Source organism: Bacillus sp. MSP13, from assembly GCF_000815295.1.
Taxonomy (GTDB): Bacteria; Bacillota; Bacilli; order Bacillales; family Bacillaceae; genus Bacillus; species Bacillus vallismortis.
The window spans coordinates 353,865-380,186 of sequence record NZ_JXAQ01000011.1; the positions used below are offsets into that span (position 1 = coordinate 353,865).

The following is a 26,322-nucleotide window of genomic DNA, read 5'->3' on the forward strand; positions in this document are numbered from 1 at the left end:
AAATAACCTCGATTATTTTATCGAGGGGGAAGAAGAGATGTCGTTAACTTTTTACTGGTACCCTAAGTGCGGAACGTGCCGCAAAGCAAAGAAATGGCTTGAAGATCATGGAAAAGAAATAAACGAAATACATATTGCAGAGCAGCCTCCAAGCAAAGAAGAACTAAAAGCGCTTTATGAAAAAAGCGGGCTGGAGCTCAAGAAATTTTTCAACACGAGCGGCATGAAATACCGCGAGCTGAATCTCAAGGAAAAGCTGTATCACATGTCAGAGGACGAACAGCTTGAACTGCTTGCTTCAGACGGAATGCTGATCAAACGCCCGCTTACAACAGACGGCGAAAAAGTGACAGTCGGTTTTAAAGAAGACCAATTTGAAGAAAACTGGGCTTAAGGTCAATTTTTTTTGAAAAGTATGGTATCTTCTTATTATAGTGCTGTAAAAAATGGAGGGATTCAATTGAGCATACCTAAAGATTTGCGTTACTCAGGAGAACACGAGTGGGTAAAAGTTGAAGGAGAAAAAGCCAGAATCGGGATTACACATTTTGCCCAGTCCGAGCTAGGTGATATCGTGTTTGTCGAACTTCCTGAAGTGGGTGCTGAAATCAAAGCGGACGAGCCATTCGGCAGCGTTGAATCCGTTAAAACGGTATCTGAGCTTTATGCGCCGATTAACGGAACTGTTGTGGAAATAAACGAAGATCTTGATGACAGTCCGGAATTCGTCAATGAATCTCCGTACGAAAAAGCATGGATGATCGTCGTTGAGCCGTCTGACGCTTCTGAAATTGAAAAACTGATGACAGCAGAACAATACGAAGAGATGACACAGGAAGACTAAAACAGGATAGCTGTAAAGGCAATTGGACACGCTAACGTTATGGGAGGTGTCCAATATGGCTTTCAGCAAACAAAAGCTCGATGTCACCAATGATGTGACAGGCCGCTTTCAAAATGGCCGGCTCTCGTTATATCATGAAAATGAGAGGATCGGACAAATGACAAGCATGAATGAATATGAGCTTAAATCCGGTTATTCCTTTGAAAATGAGAAGTTTTATAAGACAGCTGACGTGGTCTCAGGAAATGACGCAAAATATGTGGACTGTGACTACGAAAATGGCTGGTGTTAATGTTGGCGGTGAATTTCACTGCCTTCTTTTACAATCTGAACGTTTCAAATTTGACGCGGCAGGTGAAGAAAATGGATGAGCTGGAAAAGGTTTTGATTGTCGAAGGGAAATCAGATAAAGAGAAAATCGAAAGCGTCTTGAATGAACCGGTGCGCATTATCTGCACAAACGGAACAATCAGCCAGCTGAAGCTTGAAGAATTGGCTGACGAGCTCTACGATAAAGACGTCTATATATTGGTTGATGCTGATGAATCAGGCGAGAAATTGAGAAAACAGCTGAAAAGAGAGTTTAACGAAGCCTGCCATCTGCATATCGACAGAGCCTATAAAGAAGTCGAGGCTGCGCCCAGACACCATGTCGCCTCTGTATTGCTGCGTGCGAATCTGAATGTCCATACTATTTTTCTTGAAAGAAAGCCCCGAGGTGTATAGCATGAAAGAACTCCAGGAACATGAACTTGAGCACATTTCTGATGATGTGTATCTTCTATATTTATATACTCCATTTTGCGGCACTTGCCAGCTTGCAAGCAAAATGCTGACAGTCGTGAAAGAAATGCTGCCTGATGTCGCCTTCTATCAAAACAATGTCAATTATTCTCCGACATTCGCAAAAGCGTATCAAATTGAGAGCGTTCCTTGTTTTTTGCTGTTTAAAGACGGAAAAGTGGTCGAAAGAGGATATGCGTTTCATTCCGTTTCTTATTTATATGAGCTGATCAAACAAAAATCATCTTCCGCATCCCATTTATGACATATTTCTCAGCACATTCCAATGAAATTGTCGTTCGTTTTATAAAGGGGTTCATATGCTTAAGAGAGAAATGTCTATGTATGACCAACAAATAGGAGGTTGTACATATGGAGAAAGCGGAAGTTTTAGAAGATGAGTATCAGCATCTGTTTTTAAGACCCCTTTTGAGCGCTTCAACATTGCTCATTACCTTCCAAGGAGAAACAGAAGCCTTAACCGTCTCAATAAACGAACAGGGAGAAATGAAAGAAATTTCTCAGCGCCAAACGTCCAACCTGACCTTTTACGGAAACCAATCCGAAATCATTCATTTATTGCACGGAGATATTTCCCTTCAGCATCTGATTCAGAGCGGAAGCCTGAAAGTTAAGGGGTCCTTCAGAGCCCTGTTAAAGCTAGAAGCGATTCTCTGGCTGACGAATGGTTTTTTTCAGAGGATAGTGAAGAATTAAATATAGCAAATTATTATAATAGTAAAAGTTGACATCATTTATTTTATTGACATGCAAACATCCGCCATGCTATTCTACATTAAGAATTTCCGGACGAAAAAGACTATATATTTCTCTTATCAAGAGAGGTGGAGGGAAGTGCCCTATGAAGCCCGGCAACCATCAACGCTGTTGAAATGGTGCCAATTCACACGAAGCGTTCAGCTTTGAAAGATGAGAGAAAGGCGTTTTATATAAGCCTTTCTGCTCACATGTGCAGAAAGGTTTTTCTTTTGCAGAAAATCCCGGAAGATTTCTTAGAATAGTGTTAAGGCAGGTGATTGCTTTGATCAATCTTCAAGATGTTTCAAAAGTCTATAAGTCGAAACATGGAGATGTCAATGCTGTCCAAAATGTCTCGCTTTCCATCAAAAAAGGTGAGATTTTTGGAATTATAGGATATAGCGGAGCTGGCAAAAGTTCCTTAATCCGTCTGCTGAACGGCCTTGAGAAACCAACCTCAGGAACCGTGGAAGTAGCGGGAACCAAGATTAATGAAGTAAACGGCCGCGGGTTAAGAAAGGCACGCCATAACATCAGCATGATTTTCCAGCACTTCAATTTGCTGTGGTCGCGGACGGTCAGAGATAATATCATGTTTCCTCTGGAAATTGCCGGGGTGAAAAAGAACGAGCGTATCAAGCGCGCCAATGAACTGATTAAACTGGTAGGCTTAGAAGGGAAAGAAAAATCTTATCCTTCTCAGCTGAGCGGCGGACAAAAGCAGCGTGTCGGGATCGCCAGAGCACTCGCAAACAATCCAAAGGTTCTCCTTTGTGATGAAGCGACATCAGCATTAGATCCGCAAACGACAGATTCAATTTTGGATCTATTGTCCGATATTAATGATAGACTCGGTTTGACAATTGTGCTGATCACGCATGAAATGCATGTGATCCGCAAAATCTGCAACAGAGTCGCTGTCATGGAAAACGGAAAGGTTGTGGAAGAAGGTGAAGTTCTTGATGTCTTCAAAAACCCGAAGGAAGACATGACAAAACGGTTTGTTCAGCAGGTGACAGAGCCGGAAGAAACGAAAGAAACGCTTCAGCACCTTCTTGATGAAACAGCATCAGGAAAAACGGTTCAGCTCACATTTGTCGGTGATTCGGCTGAACAGCCTCTGATTACAGAGATGATCAGAAACTTTAATGTCAGCGTCAATATTTTGCAAGGGAAAATTTCGCAAACGAAGGATGGAGCTTACGGTTCACTGTTCATCCACATTGACGGTGACGAGGAAGAAGTGCAAAACGTGATCCGGTTCATTAATGACAAACAGGTAAAAGCAGAGGTGATCACGAATGTTTGAAACATATTTTCCGAATGTTGATTTAACTGAATTGTGGAACGCGACATATGAAACCCTTTATATGACGCTGATCTCTCTGCTGTTTGCTTTTGTTATCGGGGTGATTCTCGGCTTGCTGCTCTTTCTGACAAGCAAAGGGAGCCTCTGGCAGAATAAAACGGTCAACTCTGTGATTGCGGCTGTTGTCAACATATTCAGATCGATTCCGTTCCTCATTCTCATTATTTTATTGCTTGGTTTTACGAAGTTTTTAGTCGGCACGATCTTAGGGCCAAACGCCGCATTGCCGGCGCTGGTGATCGGCTCGGCACCGTTTTACGCGCGCCTCGCTGAAATCGCGCTGCGCGAGGTAGACAAAGGTGTTATCGAAGCTGCCAAATCAATGGGAGCCAAGACGTCTACGATTATTTTCAAAGTGCTGCTTCCTGAATCTATGCCGGCTCTCATTTCTGGCATCACGGTGACGGCGATCGCTTTGATCGGATCAACGGCAATCGCCGGGGCCATCGGTTCAGGCGGCCTTGGAAACCTTGCGTACGTAGAAGGCTATCAGTCAAATAATGCTGATGTTACCTTCATTGCTACTGTGTTTATTTTAATCATCGTATTTATTATTCAAATCATCGGTGATGTCATAACAAATATTATAGATAAACGATAAGGGAGGATTTACATTGAAAAAGTTATTTTTAGGTGCATTACTGCTTGTATTTGCAGGAGTTTTGGCTGCCTGCGGTTCGAATAAAGGCGCAGAGTCCGGTAAGAAAGAAATGGTCGTTGCTGCGACAAAAACACCGCATGCGGAAATTTTAAAAGAAGCTGAACCACTGTTGAAAGAAAAAGGCTATACGCTGGAAGTGAAAGTGCTTAGTGATTACAAGATGTACAACAAAGCTTTAGCTGATAAAGAAGTGGATGCGAACTACTTCCAGCACATTCCTTACCTTGAGCAAGAAATGAAGGAAAACACAGATTACAAACTTGTGAATGCCGGCGCTGTTCACTTAGAGCCATTCGGTATTTACTCTAAAACATACAAATCACTGAAAGACCTTCCAAAGGGTGCGACAATTATTCTGACAAACAACGTGGCTGAACAAGGCCGTATGCTTGCAATGCTTGAAAATGCGGGGCTAATCACACTTGATTCTAAAGTGGAAACAGTTGACGCAACTTTGAAAGACATTAAGAAAAACCCGAAAAACCTTGAATTCAAAAAAGTAGCGCCTGAAGTAACGGCAAAAGCATATGAAAACAAAGAAGGAGACGCGGTCTTCATCAATGTAAACTATGCGATCCAAAATAAATTAAACCCTAAAAAAGACGCGATTGAAGTGGAAGCAACGAAAAACAACCCATACGCTAACATCGTCGCAGTAAGAAAAGGCGAAGAAGATTCTGAGAAGATTAAAGCGCTGATGGAAGTTCTCCACTCTAAAGAGATCAAAGACTTCATCGAGAAAAAATACGACGGAGCTGTGCTTCCTGTCTCTGAATAAGACTGAAACCCCGGATGAGAAATCCGGGGTTTTTTTCGGGTAATTTCCTAAAAGCTGTTCATAATAAAAAGGAATGTTAAACAGATGGAGGGATTTTCTTTGAATCAAGACAGAGGAAGCATGGAGGACGCGTTAAAAGAATATAAATTAGGTTTAGGCACATTTGAACAAAAGATGCCGCTGATGGGAAGAAAGTTTAATGAGTTTACCGAACAATGCTTTGCCGGGAATTCACTGACTGAGAGAGAAAAACAGCTGATCGCCCTCGGAATCGCAATCAATGCCCAAGATGAATATTGCATGATCTATCATACAAAAGGCTGTCTTGATGAGGGAGCGACAGAAGAGAATATTCTCGAAGCCGTCAGTGTGGCAGCCGCATTCGGAGGCGGCGCGGCTCTTAGCCAAGGCGTAACAGTCGTCCAACAGTGCATAGAGGAATTTGGAAGCACCACGCATTAAGAGAAGGAATGTTCCGAAAAACCATTCTCATTTGAGCTGAAAGGATGCTTTCGTCTCATCTGCCGTTATTTCGAGCCGTTTCCTTTTTGCGGCTTCCATCGCAGCGTTGTTACAATAGAAGCAAATAAATGAAGGGATTGATTTATTATTTGTAACAGCCAGGATAGACTGAACCTCGATTATACGTCAGAAATGGAAAAAGCGATGCAGCTGTCTCACGGAATTGGATACGAGGAATACGGACGCCGGCTGGAAACAAGACTGAGAGTAGAGCGGCAGAGAGAGCTTGATTATAAAAAGAGCAAGCGGATTTCTGCAGGAGCTTATTGAGAAAATCAATCTTCTGAAAAAGGGTGGGAATCCACTCTTTTTCTTTTTCAATCGCTTTAATAAAGTGCTGATCTTTGTTAAACTTGAGAAATGTGCGAGGGCACGATAAAAAGTTGTATTTACTTTTCATTTGTTATAAAATTAGAATGAGAATAAAATAAGAATAATGATTATATATTTTGGAGGTATAGATATGGCTGCTTCAACATTAACGATCAGAGATCTTCACGTTGAAATCGAAGGGAAAGAGATCTTAAAGGGTGTAAACCTTGAAATAAAAGGTGGAGAGTTCCACGCGGTAATGGGACCAAACGGAACTGGTAAATCCACTCTTTCAGCTGCTATTATGGGGCACCCTAAATATGAAGTAACAAAAGGCAGCATCACGCTTGACGGCAAAGATGTACTGGAAATGGAAGTGGACGAGCGCGCGCAGGCGGGTTTATTCCTTGCCATGCAGTATCCTAGTGAAATCAGCGGTGTAACAAATGCCGACTTCCTTCGTTCAGCAATCAATGCGCGCAGAGAAGAAGGCGATGAAATTTCTCTCATGAAATTCATCCGCAAAATGGACGAAAACATGGAGTTCCTTGAAATGGACCCTGAAATGGCGCAGCGTTACCTTAATGAAGGATTCTCAGGCGGGGAGAAAAAACGCAACGAAATCCTTCAATTAATGATGATTGAACCGAAAATCGCCATCCTTGATGAAATCGACTCAGGCCTTGATATTGATGCTCTGAAAGTCGTATCTAAAGGGATCAACAGAATGCGCAGCGAAAACTTCGGCTGCCTGATGATCACTCACTATCAGCGCCTGTTAAACTACATCACTCCGGATGTTGTTCACGTTATGATGCAAGGCCGCGTGGTGAAATCCGGCGGTGCAGAGCTTGCACAGCGTCTCGAAGCAGAAGGTTATGACTGGATTAAACAAGAACTTGGTATTGAAGACGAAACTGTAGGCCAAGAAGCGTAAGCGTTAGGGGGATTAACATGACACTAGATACAAAACTATCCGTAGATCAGGAGTATCTCAAAAGCTTTTCCGAAAAGCATCAAGAACCTGCCTGGCTGAAAAACCTGCGCTTACAGGCTCTTGAACAAGCTGAGGATCTGCCGATGCCGAAGCCTGATAAAACAAAAATCACAAACTGGAACTTCACAAACTTCGCGAAGCATACAGTTGATAACGAACCGCTTTCTTCATTAGAAGACTTGACTGATGAAGCAAAAGCGCTGATCGATATTGATAACGAAGATAAAACATTATACGTGCAGCGTGATCAGACGCCGGCATACCTTTCTCTTTCTCAGGAATTGAAGGATAAAGGCGTCATCTTCACTGATATTCTGACGGCTGCACGCGAGCACAGTGACTTAGTGGAGAAATACTTTATGAAAGACGGCGTGAAGGTTGATGAGCACAAATTAACTGCGCTTCACGCGGCTCTTGTTAACGGAGGAGCATTCCTTTATGTTCCGAAAAACGTTCAGGTGGAGACGCCGGTTCAGGCTGTTTATGTCCACGAAAGCAACGATACGGCTCTGTTCAACCACGTGCTCATCGTGGCTGAAGACCACAGCTCTGTCACATATGTAGAAAACTACATCAGCACTGTAAATCCGAAAGATGCCGTGTTCAACATTATCAGTGAGGTCATCACAGGTGATAATGCCAGCGTGACATACGGTGCGGTTGATACGCTGTCCAGCGGTGTGACCACATATGTGAACCGCCGCGGTGCCGCGCGCGGACGCGACAGCAAAATCGAGTGGGCTCTCGGCCTGATGAATGACGGCGACACGATCTCCGAAAACACAACAAACCTTTACGGTGACGGCACATACGGCGATACGAAAACGGTTGTAGTTGGAAGAGGAGAGCAAACAGAGAACTTTACAACACAAATCATCCATTTCGGTAAAGCTTCAGAAGGATATATCTTGAAGCACGGTGTGATGAAGGATGCCGCTTCTTCTATCTTTAACGGAGTCGGAAAAATTGAACATGGCGCTTCAAAAGCGAATGCGGAACAAGAATCACGTGTGCTGATGCTAAGCGAAAAAGCACGCGGAGACGCAAACCCTATTCTTTTAATTGACGAAGACGATGTAACTGCAGGACATGCGGCATCTGTCGGCCGTGTTGACCCTATTCAGCTTTACTACCTGATGAGCCGCGGAATTGCGAAAGAAGAAGCAGAACGCTTAGTCATCTACGGATTCCTTGCGCCGGTAGTAAACGAACTTCCGATTGAAGGCGTCAAGAAACAATTGGTTTCTGTTATCGAAAGGAAAGTGAAGTAATGAATATCACAGATATTCGTGAACAGTTCCCGATCCTTCATCAGCAAGTGAACGGACATGATCTCGTTTATCTCGACAGCGCGGCGACTTCCCAGAAGCCGCGTGCTGTCATTGAAACATTGGATAAGTATTATAACCACTACAATTCCAATGTTCACCGGGGCGTCCATACACTTGGAACCAGAGCGACAGACGGTTATGAAGGAGCGCGTGAAAAAGTCCGCAAGTTTATTAACGCGAAGTCAATGGCTGAGATTATTTTCACAAAAGGCACGACCACATCACTGAATATGGTGGCGTTAAGCTATGCACGCGCCAACCTGAAACCCGGTGATGAAGTGGTCATCACCTATATGGAGCATCATGCGAATATCATTCCGTGGCAGCAGGCTGTCAAAGCGACTGGCGCCACATTAAAATATATTCCGTTGCAGGAAGACGGAACGATTTCTTTAGAAGACGTAAGAGAAACGGTCACAAGCAACACGAAAATTGTTGCAGTGTCTCATGTATCTAACGTCCTCGGCACGATCAACCCGATTAAAGACATGGCGAAAATCGCCCATGACAATGGGGCTGTTATTGTGGTGGACGGTGCACAAAGCACGCCTCACATGAAAATTGACGTGCAGGATCTCGATTGCGACTTCTTTGCGATTTCTTCCCATAAAATGTGCGGCCCTACCGGTATTGGTGTACTGTACGGGAAGAAAGCCCTGCTGGAAAACATGGAGCCTGCCGAATTTGGCGGTGAAATGATCGACTTTGTCGGGCTTTATGAATCAACTTGGAAAGAGCTTCCATGGAAATTCGAAGCGGGTACGCCGATTATTGCGGGAGCAATCGGTCTCGGGGCCGCCATTGATTTTCTCGAAGAAATCGGTCTTGATGAAATCTCCCGCCACGAGCACAAGCTTGCGGCTTATGCGCTTGAACGCTTCCGCCAGCTTGACGGCGTAACGGTTTATGGGCCGGAAGAGCGTGCCGGGCTTGTCACTTTTAATCTTGATGACGTTCATCCTCACGATGTGGCGACTGTGCTTGATGCGGAGGGAATCGCAGTCAGAGCCGGCCATCATTGCGCGCAGCCGCTGATGAAATGGCTGGATGTAACTGCTACTGCAAGAGCAAGCTTTTATCTGTATAATACAGAGGAAGAGATTGATAAGCTTGCGGAAGCTCTTCAAAAGACAAAGGAGTATTTTACAAATGTCTTTTAATGCAAACTTAGATACATTGTACAGACAGGTGATTATGGATCATTACAAAAACCCGCGCAACAAAGGGGTTTTGAATGACAGTATCGTCGTGGACATGAACAATCCGACATGCGGCGACCGAATCAGACTGACAATGAAGCTTGACGGAGACACCGTGGAAGATGCGAAATTTGAAGGGGAAGGCTGTTCCATTTCAATGGCATCCGCTTCGATGATGACGCAGGCGATTAAAGGGAAAGATATCGAAACAGCCCTTTCCATGTCTAAGATTTTCTCGGATATGATGCAAGGGAATGAATATGATGATTCTATAGATCTTGGGGATATTGAAGCCCTTCAAGGCGTTTCAAAATTCCCCGCTCGTATCAAATGTGCCACCCTGTCATGGAAAGCACTTGAAAAAGGAGTCGCGAAAGAAGAAAGCGGCAATTAAAAGGATTGGAGTGAAAATGGATGGCTAAAAAAATGCCTGATATTGGTGAATACAAGTATGGTTTTCACGACAAGGACGTTTCCATTTTCCGTTCAGAGCGCGGATTGACAAAAGAAATCGTAGAAGAAATTTCTCGCATGAAAGAAGAGCCTCAATGGATGCTTGATTTCCGCTTGAAATCACTTGAGCATTTCTACAACATGCCGATGCCTCAATGGGGCGGAGATTTAAACTCACTGAACTTTGACGAAATTACGTATTACGTAAAACCGTCTGAGCGTTCAGAGCGTTCTTGGGATGAAGTTCCTGACGAAATTAAGCAAACATTCGACAAGCTCGGTATCCCTGAAGCTGAACAAAAATACCTTGCGGGTGTTTCTGCTCAGTACGAATCTGAGGTTGTGTACCACAACATGAAAGAAGATCTTGAAGCGCAAGGCATCGTCTTTAAAGACACTGACAGCGCGTTGAAAGAGAATGAAGATATTTTCCGTGAGCACTGGGCAAAAGTGATCCCGCCGACTGATAACAAGTTTGCGGCGCTTAACTCAGCTGTTTGGTCCGGCGGATCTTTCATCTACGTGCCTAAAGGCGTGAAGGTTGAAACACCGCTTCAAGCTTACTTCCGCATCAACTCCGAAAACATGGGTCAGTTCGAACGTACGCTGATCATCGTTGACGAAGAAGCAAGTGTTCATTATGTTGAAGGCTGTACGGCGCCTGTTTACACAACAAACTCACTACACAGTGCGGTTGTTGAGATCATCGTGAAAAAAGGCGGCTACTGCCGTTATACAACGATCCAAAACTGGGCGAATAACGTTTACAACCTTGTAACGAAGCGTACGATCTGTGAAGAAAACGCAACGATGGAATGGATCGACGGCAACATCGGTTCTAAACTGACAATGAAATATCCGGCTTGTATCCTAAAAGGCGAAGGCGCGCGCGGTATGACGCTTTCTATCGCTCTTGCGGGTAAAGGCCAGCATCAGGATGCGGGTGCGAAAATGATTCACCTTGCACCAAACACATCATCCACAATCGTATCAAAATCGATTTCAAAACAAGGCGGAAAAGTAACATACCGCGGAATCGTCCACTTCGGACGCAAAGCGGAAGGCGCCCGCTCTAACATCGAGTGCGATACGCTCATTATGGATAACAAATCAACTTCTGACACCATTCCTTACAATGAAATCTTAAATGATAACATTTCATTGGAGCACGAAGCGAAAGTGTCTAAAGTATCTGAAGAGCAGCTCTTCTACTTGATGAGCCGCGGCATTTCCGAAGAAGAAGCGACTGAAATGATCGTAATGGGCTTCATCGAGCCATTCACAAAAGAGCTTCCGATGGAATACGCAGTTGAAATGAACCGTTTGATTAAGTTTGAAATGGAAGGTTCAATCGGTTAATATAAATGAAACCCGGCGGATGATTCCGCCGGGTTTTGTCTATTTCTCGCGTACGCTGATCGTTACAACGCCTAGTACGCTCGATCCTTTGTAGATCGTAACTTCCGCTGATCCAGCTTTTGACTTGCTGTATACCATTCCGCTTTGACTGACAGAGATATGTTCGCGGCCGGAGGTTACTACGTAGCTTGTAGCTCCTGCTCTCGCAATATTTAAGTAACTGTTTACCTTCATCTGATAAAAGGCATCCATGACTTTTATCGGGCTGTGTGAGGCATTTTGAATGGAAGATGCCGGAGCAGCTGACATTTCTTCAGCGGATGCCACACCACTTAAGCTGAGAGCCAAAGCAGAAACTGACAGTGCAGAAATAATAGCTTTTTTACATTTCCATTTGTAACACTCCTTTTTTATTTTTTCTTACACTATACAATTTTGATAAAGAAACCCTGCTTCCTGTAACTAAATATGTATAAATTGTTAATAAATGGGTATTAATCAAGCTGTACATGATTGAAATGAGGGAAATAAGGGAAACCGCAGGCATGATGTAAACCTGCGGCTGCTTTTCTAATTGTCAGGTATCTCATTGGGTTGAATATTGATAACAGATGCCGCTTGGGGGCTATGAATGTTTTTCATTTCTAACAATTGTCTATAAGCCGTGTCAAATTCCTCTTTTGACATCTGCTTAGCGGCTAATGCAGAGCATAAAATGGCAAAGGCGATTGGCATTGTATCAATGTGAATGTCGATATGAACCTCAGAGTTGCCGCTGTTTTTGATCACGGATTCGGTAGCAGGTATCTCTTGAGTATGTCTGTTGATAGGAATGATGTTTTCGTTCATTACTCATCCCCGTCTTGCGCCTGCGCCTGTTCCTGATCCTGATCCGTGTTCACGTTGACTACCACATTCGAATTGCCGCTGTTTTGAACTCTTGCGACTGCCGCATTACGGTCTGTGTTTTCTTCATTTTCATGGCGATTTTCGCTCATCGTATCATCCTTTCTCTATTGATAGTGACAGGATATTCGATAGAAGAGTGAAGAGATTGGACGAACTTCGCGGTTTTTCCACATTGGGTCAAAAGGTCGAAGGAAAGCACTCGATTTGGTAAAATGAATAGACATTATAATAGAAAAGGTGTTTTCATATGAAATCGTACATCATCGTCGGCGCAGGGATACTTGGCGCTTCGGCTGCTTACCATCTTGTCAAATGGGGTGCCAGGGTTACGGTGGTTGACCGGAAGGAACCAGGACAAGCGACTGATGCGGCGGCCGGGATCGTCTGTCCCTGGCTATCGCAGCGCCGCAATCAGAAGTGGTATCAGCTCGCGAAGGGCGGAGCACGCTGCTATACGGATTTAATCCATCAATTGGAGGAAGACGGAGAAACGGACACAGGATATAAGCGTGTCGGTGCCATCAGTATTCATACTGATGCGTCCAAGCTTGATAAGATGGAGGAGCGGGCGTATAAGAGACGGGAGGATGCGCCGGAAATCGGCGACATTACCCGCTTGTCCGCAAGTGAAACGAAAAAGCTGTTTCCGATTTTAGCTGATGGCTATGAATCGGTTCATATCAGCGGGGCCGCCCGTGTGAATGGGAGGGCGCTGTGCCGGTCGCTTTTAAACGCTGCTAAGAAACGCGGCGCAGAGATCATCAAAGGAAATGCGTCCTTGCTTGTTGAAAACGGAACGGTCACCGGCGTGCAAACAGACGCACAGCAGATTACGGCTGATGCAGTAATTGTGACAGCAGGTGCATGGGCCAACGAGGTCATGAAGCCTCTTGGCATTCATTTTCAAGTGTCCTTTCAGAAAGCGCAAATTATGCATTTTGAAATGACGGACGCGAATACAGGATCGTGGCCGGTTGTGATGCCGCCGAACGACCAGTATATTCTTTCGTTTGATAACGGCAGAATTGTAGCAGGCGCCACGCATGAAAACGATGCCGGCCTAGATGATCTTCGTGTGACAGCCGGAGGGCAGCACGAAGTATTGAGCAAAGCATTAGCTGCAGCGCCGGGTCTTGCTGACGGCACTGTGATGGAAACTAGAGTGGGCTTCAGGCCGTTTACGCCAGGATTTCTCCCGGTTGTCGGCGCTGTGCCGGATGTTCAAGGGCTTTACGCCGCTAACGGTTTAGGCGCCTCGGGATTAACGATGGGACCGTTCTTAGGTTCAGAGCTCGCAAAACTCGTTCTCGGAAAGCAGACGGAAATAGACCTTAGTCCGTATGATCCAGCCGGAGCGCTTGCATAATAAGTAAAAGCTTAACAAACAAATAATATAAAGCTGTTCTGGCTTTTCTTTTCTGTCTATGTTAGCATTTATCTTTAATGAAAAAGAGGACGTGACTGATTTGATAAAAATTGATATACCCGCACCGAATGTCACCATCACCGAACGGCAACAGGCAGCGAATGAAAACGAACCGAAAATAAAGGCGATTTACGGCTTCATCGACTTTCACCAGATCCCAAGAGACAAAGGGGGCATCTTCATGTTTTACAACATTCATGACGAGCTGCTGTTTGTCGGTAAAGCCAGAAAGTTAAGACAGAGAATTAAGAAGCATTTTGAAGACAATGTCTCACCGATCAAACATCACAGAGACGAAGTCTATAAAATTGAAGTATGTGTCGTCGATGACCCAATGGAAAGAGACATTTACGAAACGTATATCATCAATACACAGCACTCGAAGTACAATGTAGACAAGGTATTTTTTAAGTAAGGCGCAGTCTGCGGAGGCACAGCGAAGCCAGAGCTCATGTGAAGTTCTGGCTTTTTGTTGCGCCTTTTTCTGTATTGTCATCCGATTAGATTATTGAGAAATTTCAGAAAATAATATTGACAATTTCCCCAGCGGACTTTAATATAACGATATATAATGTTATATAACGTTATATAATAAAAAGAAGGAGTGAAGGATTTGAGTCCATCCACAGCAAAAGTAAATCGTGAGGTTCAAGCTTTCTTGCAGGATTTGAAAGGGAAAACCATTGACCATGTATTCTTTGTCGCATGCGGAGGGTCTTCGGCCATCATGTATCCGAGTAAATATGTGTTTGACAGAGAGTCAAAATCAATCAACTCCGACCTTTACAGCTCGAACGAATTTATCCAGCGCAACCCTGTCCAGCTTGGTGAAACGTCTCTTGTCATTTTGTGCTCGCATTCGGGAAATACCCCGGAAACGGTCAAAGCCGCTTCGTTTGCGAGGGGCAAGGGCGCACTTACGATTGCGATGACGCATGAGCCGGAGTCTCCTTTAGCGCAAAAAGCGCAATATGTTGCCCAGTACGATTGGGGCGATGAGGCGCTTGCGATCAATACGAACTATGGCGTTCTGTATCAAATCGTTTTCGGCACTCTGCAAGTATTAGAAAACAATACGACATTTGAACAAGCAATTGAAGGATTAGATCAATTGCAGGCTGTGTATGAAGATGCCCTTAAGAAGGAAGCTGACAACGCACAGCAATTCGCAAAAGCCCATGAAAAAGAAAGTATTATTTATACCATGGCAAGCGGTGCGAACTACGGTGTCGCTTACTCCTACAGCATCTGCATTCTCATGGAAATGCAATGGATTCATTCCCACGCCATTCATGCCGGAGAATATTTTCACGGACCGTTTGAAATTATTGATGAATCCGTGCCGTTTATCATCCTGCTCGGTTTAGATGAAACAAGGCCTCTTGAAGAGCGGTCGCTTACCTTCTCGAAAAAATATGGCAAAAAGCTCACTGTGCTTGATGCTGCATCTTACGACTTCACTGCAATAGACGATTCAGTTAAAGGCTATCTAGCGCCGCTCGTTCTCAACCGTGTGCTGAGAAGCTATGCGGACGCGCTGGCAGAGGCGAGACATCATCCTTTATCTCATAGAAGATACATGTGGAAAGTTGAGTATTGATCTGAAACTGAGGAATCATTATGCATTAGACTATAATGTTATATAACATTATAGTCTAATGTCCAGAGGAGGCCAACCCTTTGAAGAAAATGTTGTTGTTTTTGATCATTGCCGCTGTCAGTATGTTCACCATTGCGGGCTGTTCGAGCCAGAGCAGTTCAGCGGACGGAAAGGTGACATTGAAATTTTTCCACAGATGGCCGAAGGAGCCGGAAAAAAGTTATTTTGAAGAGGTTGTGAAGGCATTTGAAAAAGAGCATCCGGATATCGACATTCAAATTGAAGCGGTTTTGAATGATTCCTATAAAGACAAAATCAAGGTCATGCTGGGAACCACCAGCCCTCCTGACATTTACTTCTCATGGAGTGACGAGTTTGCTTTTAAATTTATCAGAGGCCATAAGGCGCTTGATCTCTCGTCCTACTACAAAAATGATACAGATTGGTCATCACAGCTCGTTCAATCGCAAGTCACACCATTTACTTATGAAAACAAGCCATATGGCGTGCCGTGGCAAATGGACGCTAAATCATTCTTCTATCATAAAGACATGTTCCAAAAACTGAATCTTGATCCCCCGAAGACATGGGATGAATTCATCGATGTGTCAAAGAAGCTGAAAGAAAACGGCTATACGCCGATCAGCTTTGGAACAAAGGCGACTTGGACCATCTCACACTATATCGGCACGCTCAATCAACGGATGGTCGATGAAAAAACGCGGGAAAAGGACTATAACGCCAAAACGGGTGAATTTACTGATGAAGGCTACGTGAAAGCACTTGAAAAGCTTCAGGAGCTGATGCCTTACTTCAATAAACATGTAAACTCCGTCGATCACGAATATGTGAGACAGCAGTTTAAGAGCGGAAAGTCGGCGATGATATATGCGGAAACAGCGGAAATCAAGCTGGTTGAACCGGTGGATCTGGGGATGTTCCCATTCCCTGAAATCAGCGGGCAAAAAGGATCTTCAGAAGCGCTAACGGGAGCGCCGGAAGGGTTCATGATTGCCTCAAAAACAAAACATCCGAAGGAAGCGATGGCATTTTTGCAGTTTCTGACGTCGAAAAAAATGGGGGAAAAGCTCGTCAAAGATGTCGGAAAATACAGTGCTGTGCAAGGAGCGGCTACTGAAGAAAATTCTACAGCCATTCAGCGTGAAGCCATTCAGCAAATTGTTGATGCCGAATCTATGGTTCCGTGGTTTGATATGGATGTCGATGTTGAAATCGCCGATGCGTACTTAACAAACGTCCAGCAAATGCTTGGCGGCGACATGACACCGGAGCAGGTCATGAAAGCTGTTCAAAAAGCAGCGAAGCAAGTGAGGGCGTCAGCTGAATAAATCAAAGAAAAGGTGAAGCTTCGCACCTTTTCTTTTTATAAAGGAGATGAGATATCCTTGGTCAATCAGAATAAAACAATTCCCTATTTGTTTTTGGTGCCCGCTCTCGTTTTTTTACTTTTCGTTTATATCCCGATTGTTGAGAATGTCTTCCTCAGTCTGTTTCAGTGGAGCTCTTTTTCTCCGGAAAAAACGTTTATCGGCTTGAAACACTATGTTGACTTATTTCATGATCCTGTCTTTTATCAGGCACTTGCCAATAATGTGCTTTACGCAGTGATCTCAATTGTATGCCAGGTATTTGGCGGGTTGATTTTGGCGGCCGTGCTTGAGGATAAGCTGGTCAGAAAATGGTCGCCGTTTTTTCGCACCGTTTTCTTTTTGCCAGTTGTCATCTCCATGACGGTGATCGCGCTTTTGTTTGATTTTATTTATAACCCTGAGACGGGGATTTTGAATCAGCTGCTTCAGGCGGTTGGTCTTGATCAGCTGACGAGAGCTTGGCTTGGGGAGGACAGCACGGCTATGCTTTCGGTTATTTTTGTGTCTCAATGGCAATCTGTCGGTTATATCGCGATGCTGTACATTGTGTCGATCCAAAAGATTCCGGATGAACTGTATGAAGCGGCCCGTCTTGACGGTGCGGGGAAAATTCAGCAGTTTTTTCATATTACCGTTCCCCAGACGAAAGAGATGTCTTTTGTCGCGGTAGTGATGACGCTGACCGGCGCCTTTACGGTATTTAATGAACCGTACATATTGACAGGCGGAGGGCCGGGCAACGCTTCAGAAGTCTTGAGCACGTTTTTATATAAAAGCGCCTTTACAAAGGATATGATGGGCTATGCTTCAGCGATTGCCACCGTTGTGTTACTCATTACGCTCGCATTGTCGCTCATGCAAATGAAGTTCTTTAAAACCGGAAAGGAGGACTAACAGATGCTGCCTCAGAAGAAGACAGATTCGTTCAGATTGGAGCCTGTGCCTGACCGGCACATGGAGGTGAAAAGAAAGCCTAGACGAAAATGGTACATCGGAGAAACATCTGTATGGGTTTTTCTGTTTCTTTATCTGATTGTGATTGCCTATCCGCTGCTATGGATGGTCATGAGCGCCTTTAAAAGCTCGGACGATATTTTTGAGCACAGCTGGTCGCTGCCGTCTTCGTGGCATCCGGAAAATTTTGTGTCCGCTTGGAATCAAGGCATTTCTTCTTATTTTATGAACAGTGTCATCGTGACGGCGCTGACGTGTGTGATCACTGTTTTTATCAGTGCATGGGCGGCGTACGGCCTTTCTCGGTTTGAGTTTAAAGGAAAAAGGTTCTTTTTGGTGCTTTGTCTTGGCGGTTTGATGCTGACGCCGCAGGTCAGTCTCGTGCCGCTTTATTCTATGATTCAATCGCTGGGCCTTTACAATACGTATTGGGCGTTAATCCTGCCGTATGCGGCTTACCGGATCCCGTTCACCATCATTTTGATCCGCTCTTATTTTCTTTCTATTTCCAAAGAATTGGAGGAGGCGGCTTATTTAGATGGGTGTACGAGTTTCGGAGTATTTTTCAGAATTTTCTTACCGATGAGTGTGCCGATTTTGGTGACATCCGGTATTTTGACGGCTTACCATACGTGGAATGAATTTATGTTTGCGATTATTTTCATAGATGATGAGAATTTGCGGACCATTCCAGCCGGGCTGATGCAGTTCAGAGACGCGCTGCAGACAGATTGGGGCGTGTTGCTGGCGGGATTAACGATTTCAGCCGCGCCGATTATCATTCTATTTTTATTGATGCAGAAATATTTTGTCCGCGGGATTGCAAGCGGAAGTGTAAAAGGATAAAGGGGGATGCACCATATGAAATTGATTGCGGTTGGAGATAACGTTGTTGATTACTATCAGGATCAAGAAACGTTCTACCCGGGAGGAAATGCCTTAAACGTCGCTGTGCTTGCCAAACGGCTCGGGCATGAGGCTTCCTATATGGGGATCGTCGGCAATGACGAAGCAGCGGCACATTTGTTGAACGTATTGAAATTGGAGCAGGTTAACGCGGATTATATCCGCCAGGCGCACGGTGAAAATGGAATGGCCATTGTCACCCTTGATGAACAGGGGGACCGTATTTTTGTCAGATCAAATAAAGGTGGCATTCAGTCCCGGCTCCGTCTTATGTTTCAGGAGAAAGATATAACCTTTATCAGCGGGCATGATTTGCTGCATACGAGTGTGTACAGCCGGCTTGAGAACGATCTTCCGCAGCTGTGCGGGCTGATCCCCATTTCCTTTGACTTTTCAACCAATCGGGAGGATGATGAATTGAGGAAGGTCTGTCCATATGTGACATATGCGTTTTTTTCAGGAAGTGACCTGAGTGAGTCGGAATGCGGCGAGCTTGCCAAACAGGCACATGACTACGGAGCGAAAATTGTTTGTATGACCCGCGGGGGCCAAGGAGCGGTCCTGTCTGAGGGAGGCCGAATCTATCATCAGCCGATTGTAGAAACTGATATAATAGATACACTTGGAGCGGGAGATTCTTTTATAGCTGGTTTCTTGACTGCTTTTTGCGAGAAGCAGGACATCAGGCACGCTTTGCGCCAAGCGGCGGAAACGGCTGCGAGAACATGCGGTGTGTACGGGGCATTCGGCTATGGCCATCCTTTTCGCTTGGAGGACGGGGGAAGCAGTGAAAAAACGAGAATACTATAAGCAGTGTCTCGTTTTTTATGCCTGTTACGTGTAGGGGCTGTTGATCGTAAAAGTGACACGGTTTGTGTGCATCAAAAACAGTGAACAATAGATTGGCTGGTCGTTTAATGTAAAAGCTGTTTTATCGATTTCAAACAGCGCATCCCCGATATCGCAATCCAGGTATTTGCTTTCCTCCTGCTGGGCATATACAACGTTTAATAGCTTCGTATTGTGCGTGGGTACAACTTTGTATTGCTGTTTCAAAATATCATGCATGGACACGCCGTCCGCAATAAAGGCATCAATGCCGGGAAACAAATCCAGCGGATAATGTGTCACTTCAAAGGTGAGCGGCTGGTCATCGTTATATAAAATCCGTTTCAATTCAACGACAGGGCTTTCAGGATTGATTTGCAGCTTTTCGGCAATGGGTTTCGCCGCTGAAATGATCGCATGGGACAGCACTTGATGCTTCGGTTTTTTGCCGGCTGATTCCATAAATTCCGAGTAGCCGTTTACTGCGATCAGCTCCCGTTTTAATTTAGGGCTTTTCACGAACGTTCCCTTTCCTTGCTGCCTGATTAAGTAACCTTCTTCGACCAAATCGAGAATGGCTTTCCTGACGGTAATGCGGCTGACATTATACTTGCTGCAAAGTTCGCTTTCGGTAGGCAGCTTGGCGGTGGGGGAATATACGCCCTTTTTGATGTCATCGGTGATGATTTGTTTTAGCTGAATGTATAAAGGTGTAGAACTTCCGTTGTTTAACAAAAGGTAGCCTCCTTTTAACCAATTATTCATATTATAATGTATTATGACGTTATAATACAAATTTACATTTTTTGTTTTATAAATATAGCAAAACTGGGAATCGATTACTCTAAAAATAACAGAAAGGCCTGGTTGTTTCCAGTGACGAAATAACAGACGAAAAGATAGGGGGAAATGTCTGATGGCTTCATTAACATTTGAGCATGTCAAAAAATCATACCATTCCCAATTCACGGTGAAGGACTTTGATTTAGATGTAAAGGATAAGGAGCTTTTGGTGCTGGTGGGGCCGTCAGGATGCGGAAAATCGACCACGCTGCGAATGGTGGCGGGGCTGGAAAGCATCTCTGAAGGCAGCCTCCTCATTGATGGGGAACGGGTCAATGATCTTCCGCCGAAAGAACGTGATATTGCGATGGTATTCCAAAACTACGCGCTTTATCCGCATATGACGGTTTTTGATAATATGGCGTTTGGATTAAAGCTTAGAAAGATGCCGAAACAGGAAATCGCCGAGCGGGTTCATGCGGCAGCGAGAGTTTTAGAGATTGAGCATTTGCTGAAGAGAAAACCGAAGGCGCTCTCCGGCGGACAGCGGCAAAGGGTGGCGCTTGGCAGATCGATTGTGAGGGAGCCGAAGGTCTTTTTAATGGACGAGCCGCTTTCCAATCTGGACGCGAAGCTGAGAGTGACGATGCGGACAGAAATCAGCAAGCTGCACCAGCGTTTAGAGGCAACTATCATATATGTCACGCATGACCAGACCGAAGCGATGACAATGGGCGATCGGATTGTCGTGATGAACGAAGGGGAAATCCAGCAAGTGGCGAAACCGCATGACATCTACCATTACCCGGCAAATCTGTTTGTTGCGGGTTTTATCGGCTCCCCGGGAATGAATGTTTTGAAAGGCGTGATAGAAGAGCAGCATGGCGAGCTGTTTTTCACAAACCCGTCGATCCGGCTTCATATTCCTGAAGAAAAAGCGAAGCGGCTGAAGGAAAAGGGATATGCCGGAGAACAGATGATTGCCGGCGTTAGGCCGGAGCATATCACACAATTGACAGGACATGATCAGCTGTTTGATGCAGTGCTGAAAGCGAAGGTGGAAGTGAATGAGAATTTGGGATCAGAGCTGATTGTGCATGTCACGGCAGGAGATGAGCGGCTTACGGTCCGTCTTGATGGAAACACGCGAATCGCCGCAGGCGATTCGATCCAGCTGACAGTGAAAATGAATCACGTCGTTTTTTTCGATGCGGAGACGGAAGAGGCTGTGTATTAGGAAAGGTGCTCTCTAGCAGGAGCACCTTTTTCTTACGGCCAAATGTCGTCTGCCCATTCAGGGTGGTCGATAAATGGATTGCGGTTGTGCTGATATGTCTCATAAATGATTTCATTTCTTTTCCGCTCGCGGTCGTCAACGGGGTCCTGCCTATTCCATTCGAGGAGGACAGATTTCTTTCCGTGATAAGGAGCTGAGCCGTTGCCCGTTTTATCATTCAGTTCAAGATTAGGGTATCCGTCATCACCTTCGTAACGGACAGCCATGTAAAACAGCATGCGGGCGACATCGCCTTTCACATCATCGCGGGGCTCCCATGAATCTCCATCATCATAATTCCCAGGCGCTTTCGCATGTTCTGTGCCGCCGTTGTCAAAATCCTTATTTCCTCTGGCACTGTTGACTTGGACATCAGCCGGGCGCAAATGATGAATATCTGTGCCAGGCCCCTTGCTTGTGCCAAAATTGCCATGGGATTTCGCCCAAACGTGCTCGCGGTTCCAATCGCCGACATTGCCGCCATTCAAGTTTTTTGACCGCGATTCATTCGTGTAGAGCAAGATGACGTGATTTGGGTTTCTCGGGTCTTCATCAGTTTCTTTCAGCGCGTTCCATACTTCGCTGTAGGACAGCGTCTTGTGTCCGCTGATGATATGATGCAGAGCGCTTTTTAGCGATTCACCTGTCTTTCCTTCTGTCCCTTTATAATAGGTATCTGTGTCAGCATAGGGTGCAGCGGGAGCGGCTAACGAGAGCAGGTCCCCGTTTCCTGATGGGGAAGCAGCCAATCGGTCCTTCAGGCTTAATACGGTTTGCGTGTTTGCTGAAGCGGCGGGAGCAAACCATCCGGAAATCAGTAACACCAAGACGAGCGGCAGAAACCTTGCCATTTTTGTCATCACTTGCCCTCCTTTTATCAGATCATGAGATCATGTCTATTATCTAAAATTCAAATAAAGGATAGAAGTGTTATTTTGTATATTTTTTATTAACATTGTAAATGAGTCCCTTTGGAGGAGGCGGATATCCACTGTGCCAATATCTTAAGGCCTAGTTTTTGCTTTAGCTGGGATTTGGCAGGGTGTCTGTTTCTTCAATTCTGCAATGATGATTTGGGGATAGATACTGTGCCTAAAAAATAAACGTTTTTTTGGTTAATATGCCAATGAACTATCGAGTTCCTCCTTCTATAATGAAGTCACCATAACGGCCAGAGGGGGGAGTACATGGAAAAGCAGAAGCTTTCAGTCAAAAACAGCATCACAGATTATATTGTATGGCTCGCCCAATACGGCGCATCTGCGGACGGCGGCGTAACGAGGCTTTTGTACACAAAAGAGTGGATGGACGCGCAGCTCGCAGTCAAAACGGAAATGTCTTCATTCGGGTTTGAAACAAGATTCGATGATGTCGGCAATGTGTTTGGAAGGCTTTCAGGCACCGAGTCCCCGGATGAGGTCATTTTAACCGGGTCACATATCGATACCGTCATCAATGGCGGAAAGTATGACGGCGCTTACGGCGTTCTTGCGGCCATGCTGGCGATCAAGCAGCTCAAAGAAACGTACGGAGCACCGAGAAAAACACTCGAAGCGGTCTCCTTATGCGAGGAGGAGGGCAGCCGTTTTCCAATGACCTATTGGGGATCGGGGAATATGACGGGTGTTTTTTCTGGACAGGATGCAGAAGAGCCGAGAGACGAATCAGGTGTTTCTCTGCAAACAGCGATGTATGAGTGCGGTTTTGGTAAAGGGGTGTATCAGGCTCCCCGCAGAACAGATATCAGCGCCTTTGTCGAGCTTCATATTGAACAGGGGCAGACGTTGGAAATGTCAGTCCGGGATCTTGGCATCGTAACAAGTATTGCGGGGCAGAGGCGATATCTCGTCACGCTTGAAGGGGAATGCAACCACGCGGGAACCACTTCCATGAAATGGCGCAAGGACCCGCTTGCAGCCAGCAGCCGCATCATTCATGAGCTGCTGCTGCGTTCGGAGGAGCAGCCGGATGAGCTCCGCCTGACATGCGGAAAGATAACGGCAGAGCCCAATGTGGCCAATGTTATACCGGGCCGCGTACAGTTTTCAATCGATATTCGCCATCAGCATCAGCACGTGCTCGAGCAATTTCATGACAACATGGCTGCTGTGATCAACAGCATTTGTCATCAAAAAGGGATTCGCGCCGATATTGATGAATATATGCAGATAGAGCCTGTGCCGATGGACGAAAGGCTGAAGGCTGCGGCTCTTGAAACAGCGGCAGAAAACGGCATCAGCTGCGAGGAAATGGTGAGCGGAGCAGGGCATGACGCGCAAATGATCGGAAGACGCTATCCGGCTTGTATGCTGTTCGTGCCAAGCCGCGGCGGCATCAGCCACTCACCGAAGGAGTACACCTCAGCCAGACAGCTTGAGATCGGTGTCCGCGCATTGGCTGATTTATTATACAAACTGGCTTACTGATAAAGGGAGGAATGGCTGTGTCAGGCAGAAAAGAACTATGTACCCCGTTAAGAACGATTATGACGCCGGGACCTGTGGAGGTAGATCCGCGTGTCTTAAGAGTGATGAGCACCCCGGTTGTCGGCCAATTTGATCCGGCGTTTACGGGTATCATGAATGAAACAATGGAAATGCTCCGGGAGCTGTTTCAAACGAAAAACCGCTGGGCATACCCAATTGACGGCACTTCACGGGCGGGAATCGAAGCGGTTCTTGCGAGTGTGATCGAGCCGGAAGATGACGTGCTCATTCCCATTTATGGGCGCTTCGGTTATTTGCTGACTGAAATTGCTGAGCGGTATGGGGCAAATGTTCACACGCTTGAGTGTGAATGGGGAACGGTTTTTGATCCGGATGATATCATACGGGAAATGAAAAAAGTAAAGCCGAAAATTGTGGCAATGGTGCATGGGGAAACATCGACAGGGCGGATTCACCCGCTGAAAGCAATCGGCGAAGCCTGCCGAGCCCAGGATGCATTGTTTATTGTCGATGCGGTTGCGACGATTGGCGGCTGCGAGGTCAAAGTCGATGATTGGAACATTGACGCGGCTATCGGCGGCACGCAAAAATGTTTGTCTGTCCCATCGGGAATGGCGCCGATTACATATAATGAGCGGGTGGCGGATGTGATAGCGGCGCGTAAAAAGGTGGAGCGCGGGATTGCGACACAAGCGGACAAGGCGACGCTTTCAGGAAACCGGCCGATCACAAGCAATTATTTTGATTTAAGCCAGCTTGAGGATTATTGGAGCGAAAGACGGCTCAATCATCATACTGAAGCAACGACGATGCTGTACGCCTTGCGTGAGGGTGTCAGGCTTACGCTTGAAGAAGGTCTTGAAGCCCGTTTTGAGCGGCATCGCCGCCATGAGGCCGCATTAGCAGCAGGGATTAAGGCAATGGGACTGAAGCTATTTGGAGATGACAGCTGTAAAATGCCTGTTGTCACCTGTGTAGAAATCCCCCGCGGCATTGACGGCGAGTCTGTCCGCCACATGCTGTTGGCGCAATTCGGCATCGAAATCGCCAGCTCATTCGGCCCGCTGGCGGGGAAAATCTGGAGAATCGGAACGATGGGCTACAGCTGCAGAAAAGAAAACGTGCTGTTCGTGCTTGCCGGGTTAGAGGCTATGCTGCTGAGACATGGCGCAGAGATCGAAGCAGGAAAAGCGCTCCAAGCGGCGCTTGATGTGTATGAAAACGCCGGCTGTCAGGCAGCGGTATAAAGAAAAGCTTGCGGGAACGCCGCAAGCTTTTTTAGCGATACGATTTCGCTTTTTCTCCGTCTGATTTTTTTCGTTGGACTCTTTTTACAAATCCTCTTTCTCCATGTTGTTTCTTATAGCGGTTTTTGAGAGGGGGATGCCGCATTGGGAAACTTGCACATGATGGTAGATGTGCTTCTGGAAGACCCGGATGAGGCTGAGCTGGCTGCACTCGGTCTGACGTAGACATAGAAGAAAAATGATAGGGAGTATATGCTGGAATGGCGGGATTTTGCAGATGAGAAAACGCGGCGGGAAAAGGAAAGCCCGGCTGTGAAAGCAGGATTTCCAAGTGAAAAAACGTCAAGATGCCTCTTACAGGTTATTCCCTTGAAAAATTAATGATTGTATTGGATGACCCTATACTTTAGAATGACTAACTATATTCTGAAAATTCTCAGGGGGTGGACTTATGAAAACGATCGGTCTTATTGGCGGAATGAGTTGGGAATCATCAGCTGAGTATTATCGAATGATCAATGAAGAGATAAAAAAGAAATTAGGGGGGCTGCATTCGGCAAAGTGCATTTTATACAGTGTTGATTTTAAGGAGATTGAACACTATCAGTCCGAAGGGGCTTGGGATAAAGCCGGTGCAGCCTTAGGGGAAGCAGCGAGATCATTAGAAAAAGCCGGTGCAGATTTTATAGTAATCTGTACAAATACGATGCATAAAGTAATTGGATATATCCAAGAAATGATCACTATCCCTATTTTACATATTGCAGATGCAACTGCCGATCAAATCACTAGGCAAGGGATTCGTTCAGTAGGATTACTTGGTACTAAATATACGATGGAACAAGATTTTTATAAATCACGTATTGAGTCTCACAATATCAATGTCATTGTGCCTACTGATGAGGAAAGAGAAATAATCAATACTATTATTTATCAGGAACTATGTTTGGGTGAAATCAAACAGTCGTCCAAAAACACGTATAAGAAGATTATCAATCATTTGGTGGATAGAGGGGCAGAAGGGATGATTCTCGGATGCACTGAAATTGGTTTACTGGTAAAAGCAGAGGATTCAGAAGTGCCATTATTTGATACGGCTTTCATCCATGCTCATAGCGCAGCGCGTACATCTCTTTCGATTTAGCTGTGCGAGAGAATGCCTGTATGAATGTTAGAAGAGGTGTACTT

General features: G+C 45.4%; 32 protein-coding genes and 1 riboswitch. Of the genes, 27 read left to right on the top strand and 5 right to left on the bottom strand.

Going from position 1 to position 26,322, the window contains the following annotated elements; genetic code table 11:
• Positions 1-37 precede the first annotated feature (37 nt).
• The 16 genes from SC79_RS13945 to sufB all read left to right on the top strand — a co-directional run bounded on the left by SC79_RS13945 (position 38) and on the right by sufB (position 11,367).
• Positions 38-394 (top strand): arsenate reductase family protein, encoded by a 357-nt coding sequence (locus SC79_RS13945; RefSeq protein WP_010330012.1) that lies wholly within the window; start codon positions 38-40, stop codon positions 392-394.
• A 66-nt stretch (positions 395-460) separates the two neighbouring features.
• Positions 461-844 (top strand): glycine cleavage system protein GcvH, encoded by a 384-nt coding sequence (gene gcvH / locus SC79_RS13950; RefSeq protein WP_010330011.1) that lies wholly within the window; start codon positions 461-463, stop codon positions 842-844.
• A 55-nt stretch (positions 845-899) separates the two neighbouring features.
• On the top strand, positions 900-1,136 hold the full coding sequence (locus SC79_RS13955) for a YusG family protein (RefSeq protein WP_010330010.1): 237 nt from the start codon (positions 900-902) through the stop codon (positions 1,134-1,136).
• 71 nt (positions 1,137-1,207) lie between these two features.
• Positions 1,208-1,570, top strand: coding sequence for a toprim domain-containing protein (locus tag SC79_RS13960; protein WP_026014508.1), 363 nt, complete (start codon positions 1,208-1,210; stop codon positions 1,568-1,570).
• 1 nt (position 1,571) lies between these two features.
• Positions 1,572-1,892, top strand: a complete 321-nt coding sequence (locus SC79_RS13965) for a thioredoxin family protein (protein ID WP_039075565.1) — start codon at positions 1,572-1,574, stop codon at positions 1,890-1,892.
• Positions 1,893-1,999: 107 nt separating this feature from the next.
• Positions 2,000-2,344, top strand: coding sequence for an SCP2 sterol-binding domain-containing protein (locus SC79_RS13970; RefSeq protein ID WP_039075566.1), 345 nt, complete (start codon positions 2,000-2,002; stop codon positions 2,342-2,344).
• Positions 2,345-2,457: 113 nt separating this feature from the next.
• Positions 2,458-2,564, top strand: a riboswitch (SAM riboswitch).
• Positions 2,565-2,669: 105 nt separating this feature from the next.
• Positions 2,670-3,695 (top strand): methionine ABC transporter ATP-binding protein MetN, encoded by a 1,026-nt coding sequence (gene metN / locus SC79_RS13975; RefSeq protein WP_010330005.1) that lies wholly within the window; start codon positions 2,670-2,672, stop codon positions 3,693-3,695.
• Positions 3,688-4,356: a methionine ABC transporter permease MetP gene (gene metP, locus SC79_RS13980; RefSeq protein ID WP_010330004.1), complete on the top strand. Its 669-nt coding sequence runs from the start codon at positions 3,688-3,690 to the stop codon at positions 4,354-4,356. The genes metN and metP overlap by 8 nt, the downstream gene beginning before the upstream one ends.
• 13 nt (positions 4,357-4,369) lie before the next feature.
• Positions 4,370-5,194 carry a methionine ABC transporter substrate-binding lipoprotein MetQ gene (metQ, locus tag SC79_RS13985; protein WP_039075567.1) on the top strand — a complete coding sequence of 275 codons (825 nt, stop codon included), beginning with the start codon at positions 4,370-4,372 and terminating at the stop codon, positions 5,192-5,194.
• 84 nt (positions 5,195-5,278) lie between these two features.
• Positions 5,279-5,656 (top strand): carboxymuconolactone decarboxylase family protein, encoded by a 378-nt coding sequence (locus SC79_RS13990; RefSeq protein ID WP_039075568.1) that lies wholly within the window; start codon positions 5,279-5,281, stop codon positions 5,654-5,656.
• A 192-nt stretch (positions 5,657-5,848) separates the two neighbouring features.
• A complete protein-coding gene (locus SC79_RS20140; protein WP_052245606.1) occupies positions 5,849-5,986 on the top strand; it encodes a hypothetical protein in 138 nt (45 codons plus the stop codon).
• Positions 5,987-6,179: 193 nt separating this feature from the next.
• The gene (gene sufC, locus SC79_RS13995; protein WP_039075569.1) at positions 6,180-6,965 is read left to right on the top strand and encodes a Fe-S cluster assembly ATPase SufC; all 786 of its coding nucleotides are present in this window, start codon (positions 6,180-6,182) and stop codon (positions 6,963-6,965) included.
• Positions 6,966-6,982: 17 nt separating this feature from the next.
• Entirely contained in the window at positions 6,983-8,296 is a 1,314-nt protein-coding gene (gene sufD, locus SC79_RS14000) for a Fe-S cluster assembly protein SufD (protein WP_039075570.1), read from the top strand.
• Positions 8,296-9,516, top strand: a complete 1,221-nt coding sequence (gene sufS, locus SC79_RS14005) for a cysteine desulfurase SufS (RefSeq protein WP_039075571.1) — start codon at positions 8,296-8,298, stop codon at positions 9,514-9,516. The genes sufD and sufS overlap by 1 nt, the downstream gene beginning before the upstream one ends.
• Positions 9,506-9,949 (top strand): Fe-S cluster assembly sulfur transfer protein SufU, encoded by a 444-nt coding sequence (gene sufU / locus SC79_RS14010; RefSeq protein WP_039075572.1) that lies wholly within the window; start codon positions 9,506-9,508, stop codon positions 9,947-9,949. The genes sufS and sufU overlap by 11 nt, the downstream gene beginning before the upstream one ends.
• A gap of 20 nt (positions 9,950-9,969) precedes the next feature.
• A complete protein-coding gene (gene sufB, locus SC79_RS14015) occupies positions 9,970-11,367 on the top strand; it encodes a Fe-S cluster assembly protein SufB (protein ID WP_003240854.1) in 1,398 nt (465 codons plus the stop codon).
• A gap of 39 nt (positions 11,368-11,406) precedes the next feature.
• Here sufB and SC79_RS14020 read toward each other — a convergent pair whose 3' ends face one another.
• The 3 genes from SC79_RS14020 to SC79_RS14030 all read right to left on the bottom strand — a co-directional run bounded on the left by SC79_RS14020 (position 11,407) and on the right by SC79_RS14030 (position 12,365).
• On the bottom strand, positions 11,407-11,715 hold the full coding sequence (locus tag SC79_RS14020; RefSeq protein WP_156122675.1) for a hypothetical protein: 309 nt from the start codon (positions 11,713-11,715) through the stop codon (positions 11,407-11,409).
• Between the two features lie 222 nt (positions 11,716-11,937).
• On the bottom strand, positions 11,938-12,216 hold the full coding sequence (locus tag SC79_RS14025; protein WP_039075574.1) for a hypothetical protein: 279 nt from the start codon (positions 12,214-12,216) through the stop codon (positions 11,938-11,940).
• Positions 12,216-12,365, bottom strand: coding sequence for a hypothetical protein (locus tag SC79_RS14030; RefSeq protein WP_039075575.1), 150 nt, complete (start codon positions 12,363-12,365; stop codon positions 12,216-12,218). The genes SC79_RS14025 and SC79_RS14030 overlap by 1 nt, the downstream gene beginning before the upstream one ends.
• A gap of 158 nt (positions 12,366-12,523) precedes the next feature.
• Here SC79_RS14030 and SC79_RS14035 point away from each other — a divergent pair, with 158 nt between their 5' ends.
• From SC79_RS14035 to SC79_RS14065, 7 genes are all read left to right on the top strand, one after another.
• Positions 12,524-13,642 (top strand): NAD(P)/FAD-dependent oxidoreductase, encoded by a 1,119-nt coding sequence (locus SC79_RS14035; protein WP_039075576.1) that lies wholly within the window; start codon positions 12,524-12,526, stop codon positions 13,640-13,642.
• A gap of 100 nt (positions 13,643-13,742) precedes the next feature.
• Positions 13,743-14,117: a nucleotide excision repair endonuclease gene (locus SC79_RS14040; RefSeq protein WP_010329993.1), complete on the top strand. Its 375-nt coding sequence runs from the start codon at positions 13,743-13,745 to the stop codon at positions 14,115-14,117.
• A gap of 198 nt (positions 14,118-14,315) precedes the next feature.
• Complete coding sequence (gene frlB, locus SC79_RS14045) at positions 14,316-15,302, top strand: fructosamine deglycase FrlB (RefSeq protein ID WP_039075577.1); 987 nt, start codon at positions 14,316-14,318, stop codon at positions 15,300-15,302.
• An 80-nt stretch (positions 15,303-15,382) separates the two neighbouring features.
• Complete coding sequence (locus tag SC79_RS14050) at positions 15,383-16,651, top strand: ABC transporter substrate-binding protein (RefSeq protein WP_039075578.1); 1,269 nt, start codon at positions 15,383-15,385, stop codon at positions 16,649-16,651.
• Between the two features lie 57 nt (positions 16,652-16,708).
• Positions 16,709-17,587, top strand: coding sequence for a carbohydrate ABC transporter permease (locus SC79_RS14055; protein ID WP_039075579.1), 879 nt, complete (start codon positions 16,709-16,711; stop codon positions 17,585-17,587).
• A 3-nt stretch (positions 17,588-17,590) separates the two neighbouring features.
• Entirely contained in the window at positions 17,591-18,493 is a 903-nt protein-coding gene (locus tag SC79_RS14060; protein ID WP_039075580.1) for a carbohydrate ABC transporter permease, read from the top strand.
• Positions 18,494-18,508: 15 nt separating this feature from the next.
• Positions 18,509-19,363, top strand: coding sequence for a fructoselysine 6-kinase (locus SC79_RS14065; RefSeq protein ID WP_039075581.1), 855 nt, complete (start codon positions 18,509-18,511; stop codon positions 19,361-19,363).
• Positions 19,364-19,387: 24 nt separating this feature from the next.
• Here the strand turns inward: SC79_RS14065 and frlR are convergent, their stop codons facing one another.
• Positions 19,388-20,116, bottom strand: a complete 729-nt coding sequence (frlR, locus tag SC79_RS14070) for a transcriptional regulator FrlR (protein ID WP_039075582.1) — start codon at positions 20,114-20,116, stop codon at positions 19,388-19,390.
• A gap of 181 nt (positions 20,117-20,297) precedes the next feature.
• On the opposite strand from frlR, the gene SC79_RS14075 reads away from it, so the two are divergent.
• Positions 20,298-21,401 carry an ABC transporter ATP-binding protein gene (locus SC79_RS14075; protein WP_039075583.1) on the top strand — a complete coding sequence of 368 codons (1,104 nt, stop codon included), beginning with the start codon at positions 20,298-20,300 and terminating at the stop codon, positions 21,399-21,401.
• A 32-nt stretch (positions 21,402-21,433) separates the two neighbouring features.
• Here the strand turns inward: SC79_RS14075 and SC79_RS14080 are convergent, their stop codons facing one another.
• Positions 21,434-22,300, bottom strand: coding sequence for an endonuclease I family protein (locus SC79_RS14080; protein ID WP_039075584.1), 867 nt, complete (start codon positions 22,298-22,300; stop codon positions 21,434-21,436).
• Between the two features lie 327 nt (positions 22,301-22,627).
• On the opposite strand from SC79_RS14080, the gene allC reads away from it, so the two are divergent.
• The 3 genes from allC (at position 22,628) to SC79_RS14095 (ending at position 26,278) form a co-directional block, all read left to right on the top strand.
• Positions 22,628-23,866, top strand: coding sequence for an allantoate deiminase (allC, locus tag SC79_RS14085; protein WP_039075585.1), 1,239 nt, complete (start codon positions 22,628-22,630; stop codon positions 23,864-23,866).
• A gap of 17 nt (positions 23,867-23,883) precedes the next feature.
• Positions 23,884-25,134, top strand: coding sequence for a (S)-ureidoglycine--glyoxylate transaminase (gene pucG / locus SC79_RS14090; protein WP_082022719.1), 1,251 nt, complete (start codon positions 23,884-23,886; stop codon positions 25,132-25,134).
• 451 nt (positions 25,135-25,585) lie between these two features.
• Positions 25,586-26,278 carry an aspartate/glutamate racemase family protein gene (locus SC79_RS14095; protein ID WP_039075587.1) on the top strand — a complete coding sequence of 231 codons (693 nt, stop codon included), beginning with the start codon at positions 25,586-25,588 and terminating at the stop codon, positions 26,276-26,278.
• Positions 26,279-26,322: the final 44 nt, after the last annotated feature.

Excerpts from the sequence above, each read along its gene's own strand:
- SC79_RS14080 (WP_039075584.1), bottom strand. The coding sequence starts at position 22,300 with ATGACAAAAATGGCAAGGTTTCTGCCGCTCGTCTTGGTGTTACTGATT.
- SC79_RS14035 (WP_039075576.1), top strand. The coding sequence starts at position 12,524 with ATGAAATCGTACATCATCGTCGGCGCAGGGATACTTGGCGCTTCGGCT.
- sufD (WP_039075570.1), top strand. The coding sequence starts at position 6,983 with ATGACACTAGATACAAAACTATCCGTAGATCAGGAGTATCTCAAAAGC.
- metP (WP_010330004.1), top strand. The coding sequence starts at position 3,688 with ATGTTTGAAACATATTTTCCGAATGTTGATTTAACTGAATTGTGGAAC.
- allC (WP_039075585.1), top strand. The coding sequence starts at position 22,628 with ATGGAAAAGCAGAAGCTTTCAGTCAAAAACAGCATCACAGATTATATT.
- SC79_RS13960 (WP_026014508.1), top strand. The coding sequence starts at position 1,208 with ATGGATGAGCTGGAAAAGGTTTTGATTGTCGAAGGGAAATCAGATAAA.
- SC79_RS13945 (WP_010330012.1), top strand. The coding sequence starts at position 38 with ATGTCGTTAACTTTTTACTGGTACCCTAAGTGCGGAACGTGCCGCAAA.
- SC79_RS14065 (WP_039075581.1), top strand. The coding sequence starts at position 18,509 with ATGAAATTGATTGCGGTTGGAGATAACGTTGTTGATTACTATCAGGAT.
- SC79_RS13990 (WP_039075568.1), top strand. The coding sequence starts at position 5,279 with ATGGAGGGATTTTCTTTGAATCAAGACAGAGGAAGCATGGAGGACGCG.
- SC79_RS13965 (WP_039075565.1), top strand. The coding sequence starts at position 1,572 with ATGAAAGAACTCCAGGAACATGAACTTGAGCACATTTCTGATGATGTG.
- sufU (WP_039075572.1), top strand. The coding sequence starts at position 9,506 with ATGTCTTTTAATGCAAACTTAGATACATTGTACAGACAGGTGATTATG.
- SC79_RS14025 (WP_039075574.1), bottom strand. The coding sequence starts at position 12,216 with ATGAACGAAAACATCATTCCTATCAACAGACATACTCAAGAGATACCT.
- SC79_RS13955 (WP_010330010.1), top strand. The coding sequence starts at position 900 with ATGGCTTTCAGCAAACAAAAGCTCGATGTCACCAATGATGTGACAGGC.
- sufC (WP_039075569.1), top strand. The coding sequence starts at position 6,180 with ATGGCTGCTTCAACATTAACGATCAGAGATCTTCACGTTGAAATCGAA.
- SC79_RS14060 (WP_039075580.1), top strand. The coding sequence starts at position 17,591 with ATGCTGCCTCAGAAGAAGACAGATTCGTTCAGATTGGAGCCTGTGCCT.
- sufS (WP_039075571.1), top strand. The coding sequence starts at position 8,296 with ATGAATATCACAGATATTCGTGAACAGTTCCCGATCCTTCATCAGCAA.
- SC79_RS13970 (WP_039075566.1), top strand. The coding sequence starts at position 2,000 with ATGGAGAAAGCGGAAGTTTTAGAAGATGAGTATCAGCATCTGTTTTTA.
- sufB (WP_003240854.1), top strand. The coding sequence starts at position 9,970 with ATGGCTAAAAAAATGCCTGATATTGGTGAATACAAGTATGGTTTTCAC.
- SC79_RS14075 (WP_039075583.1), top strand. The coding sequence starts at position 20,298 with ATGGCTTCATTAACATTTGAGCATGTCAAAAAATCATACCATTCCCAA.
- SC79_RS14030 (WP_039075575.1), bottom strand. The coding sequence starts at position 12,365 with ATGAGCGAAAATCGCCATGAAAATGAAGAAAACACAGACCGTAATGCG.
- SC79_RS20140 (WP_052245606.1), top strand. The coding sequence starts at position 5,849 with ATGGAAAAAGCGATGCAGCTGTCTCACGGAATTGGATACGAGGAATAC.
- SC79_RS14095 (WP_039075587.1), top strand. The coding sequence starts at position 25,586 with ATGAAAACGATCGGTCTTATTGGCGGAATGAGTTGGGAATCATCAGCT.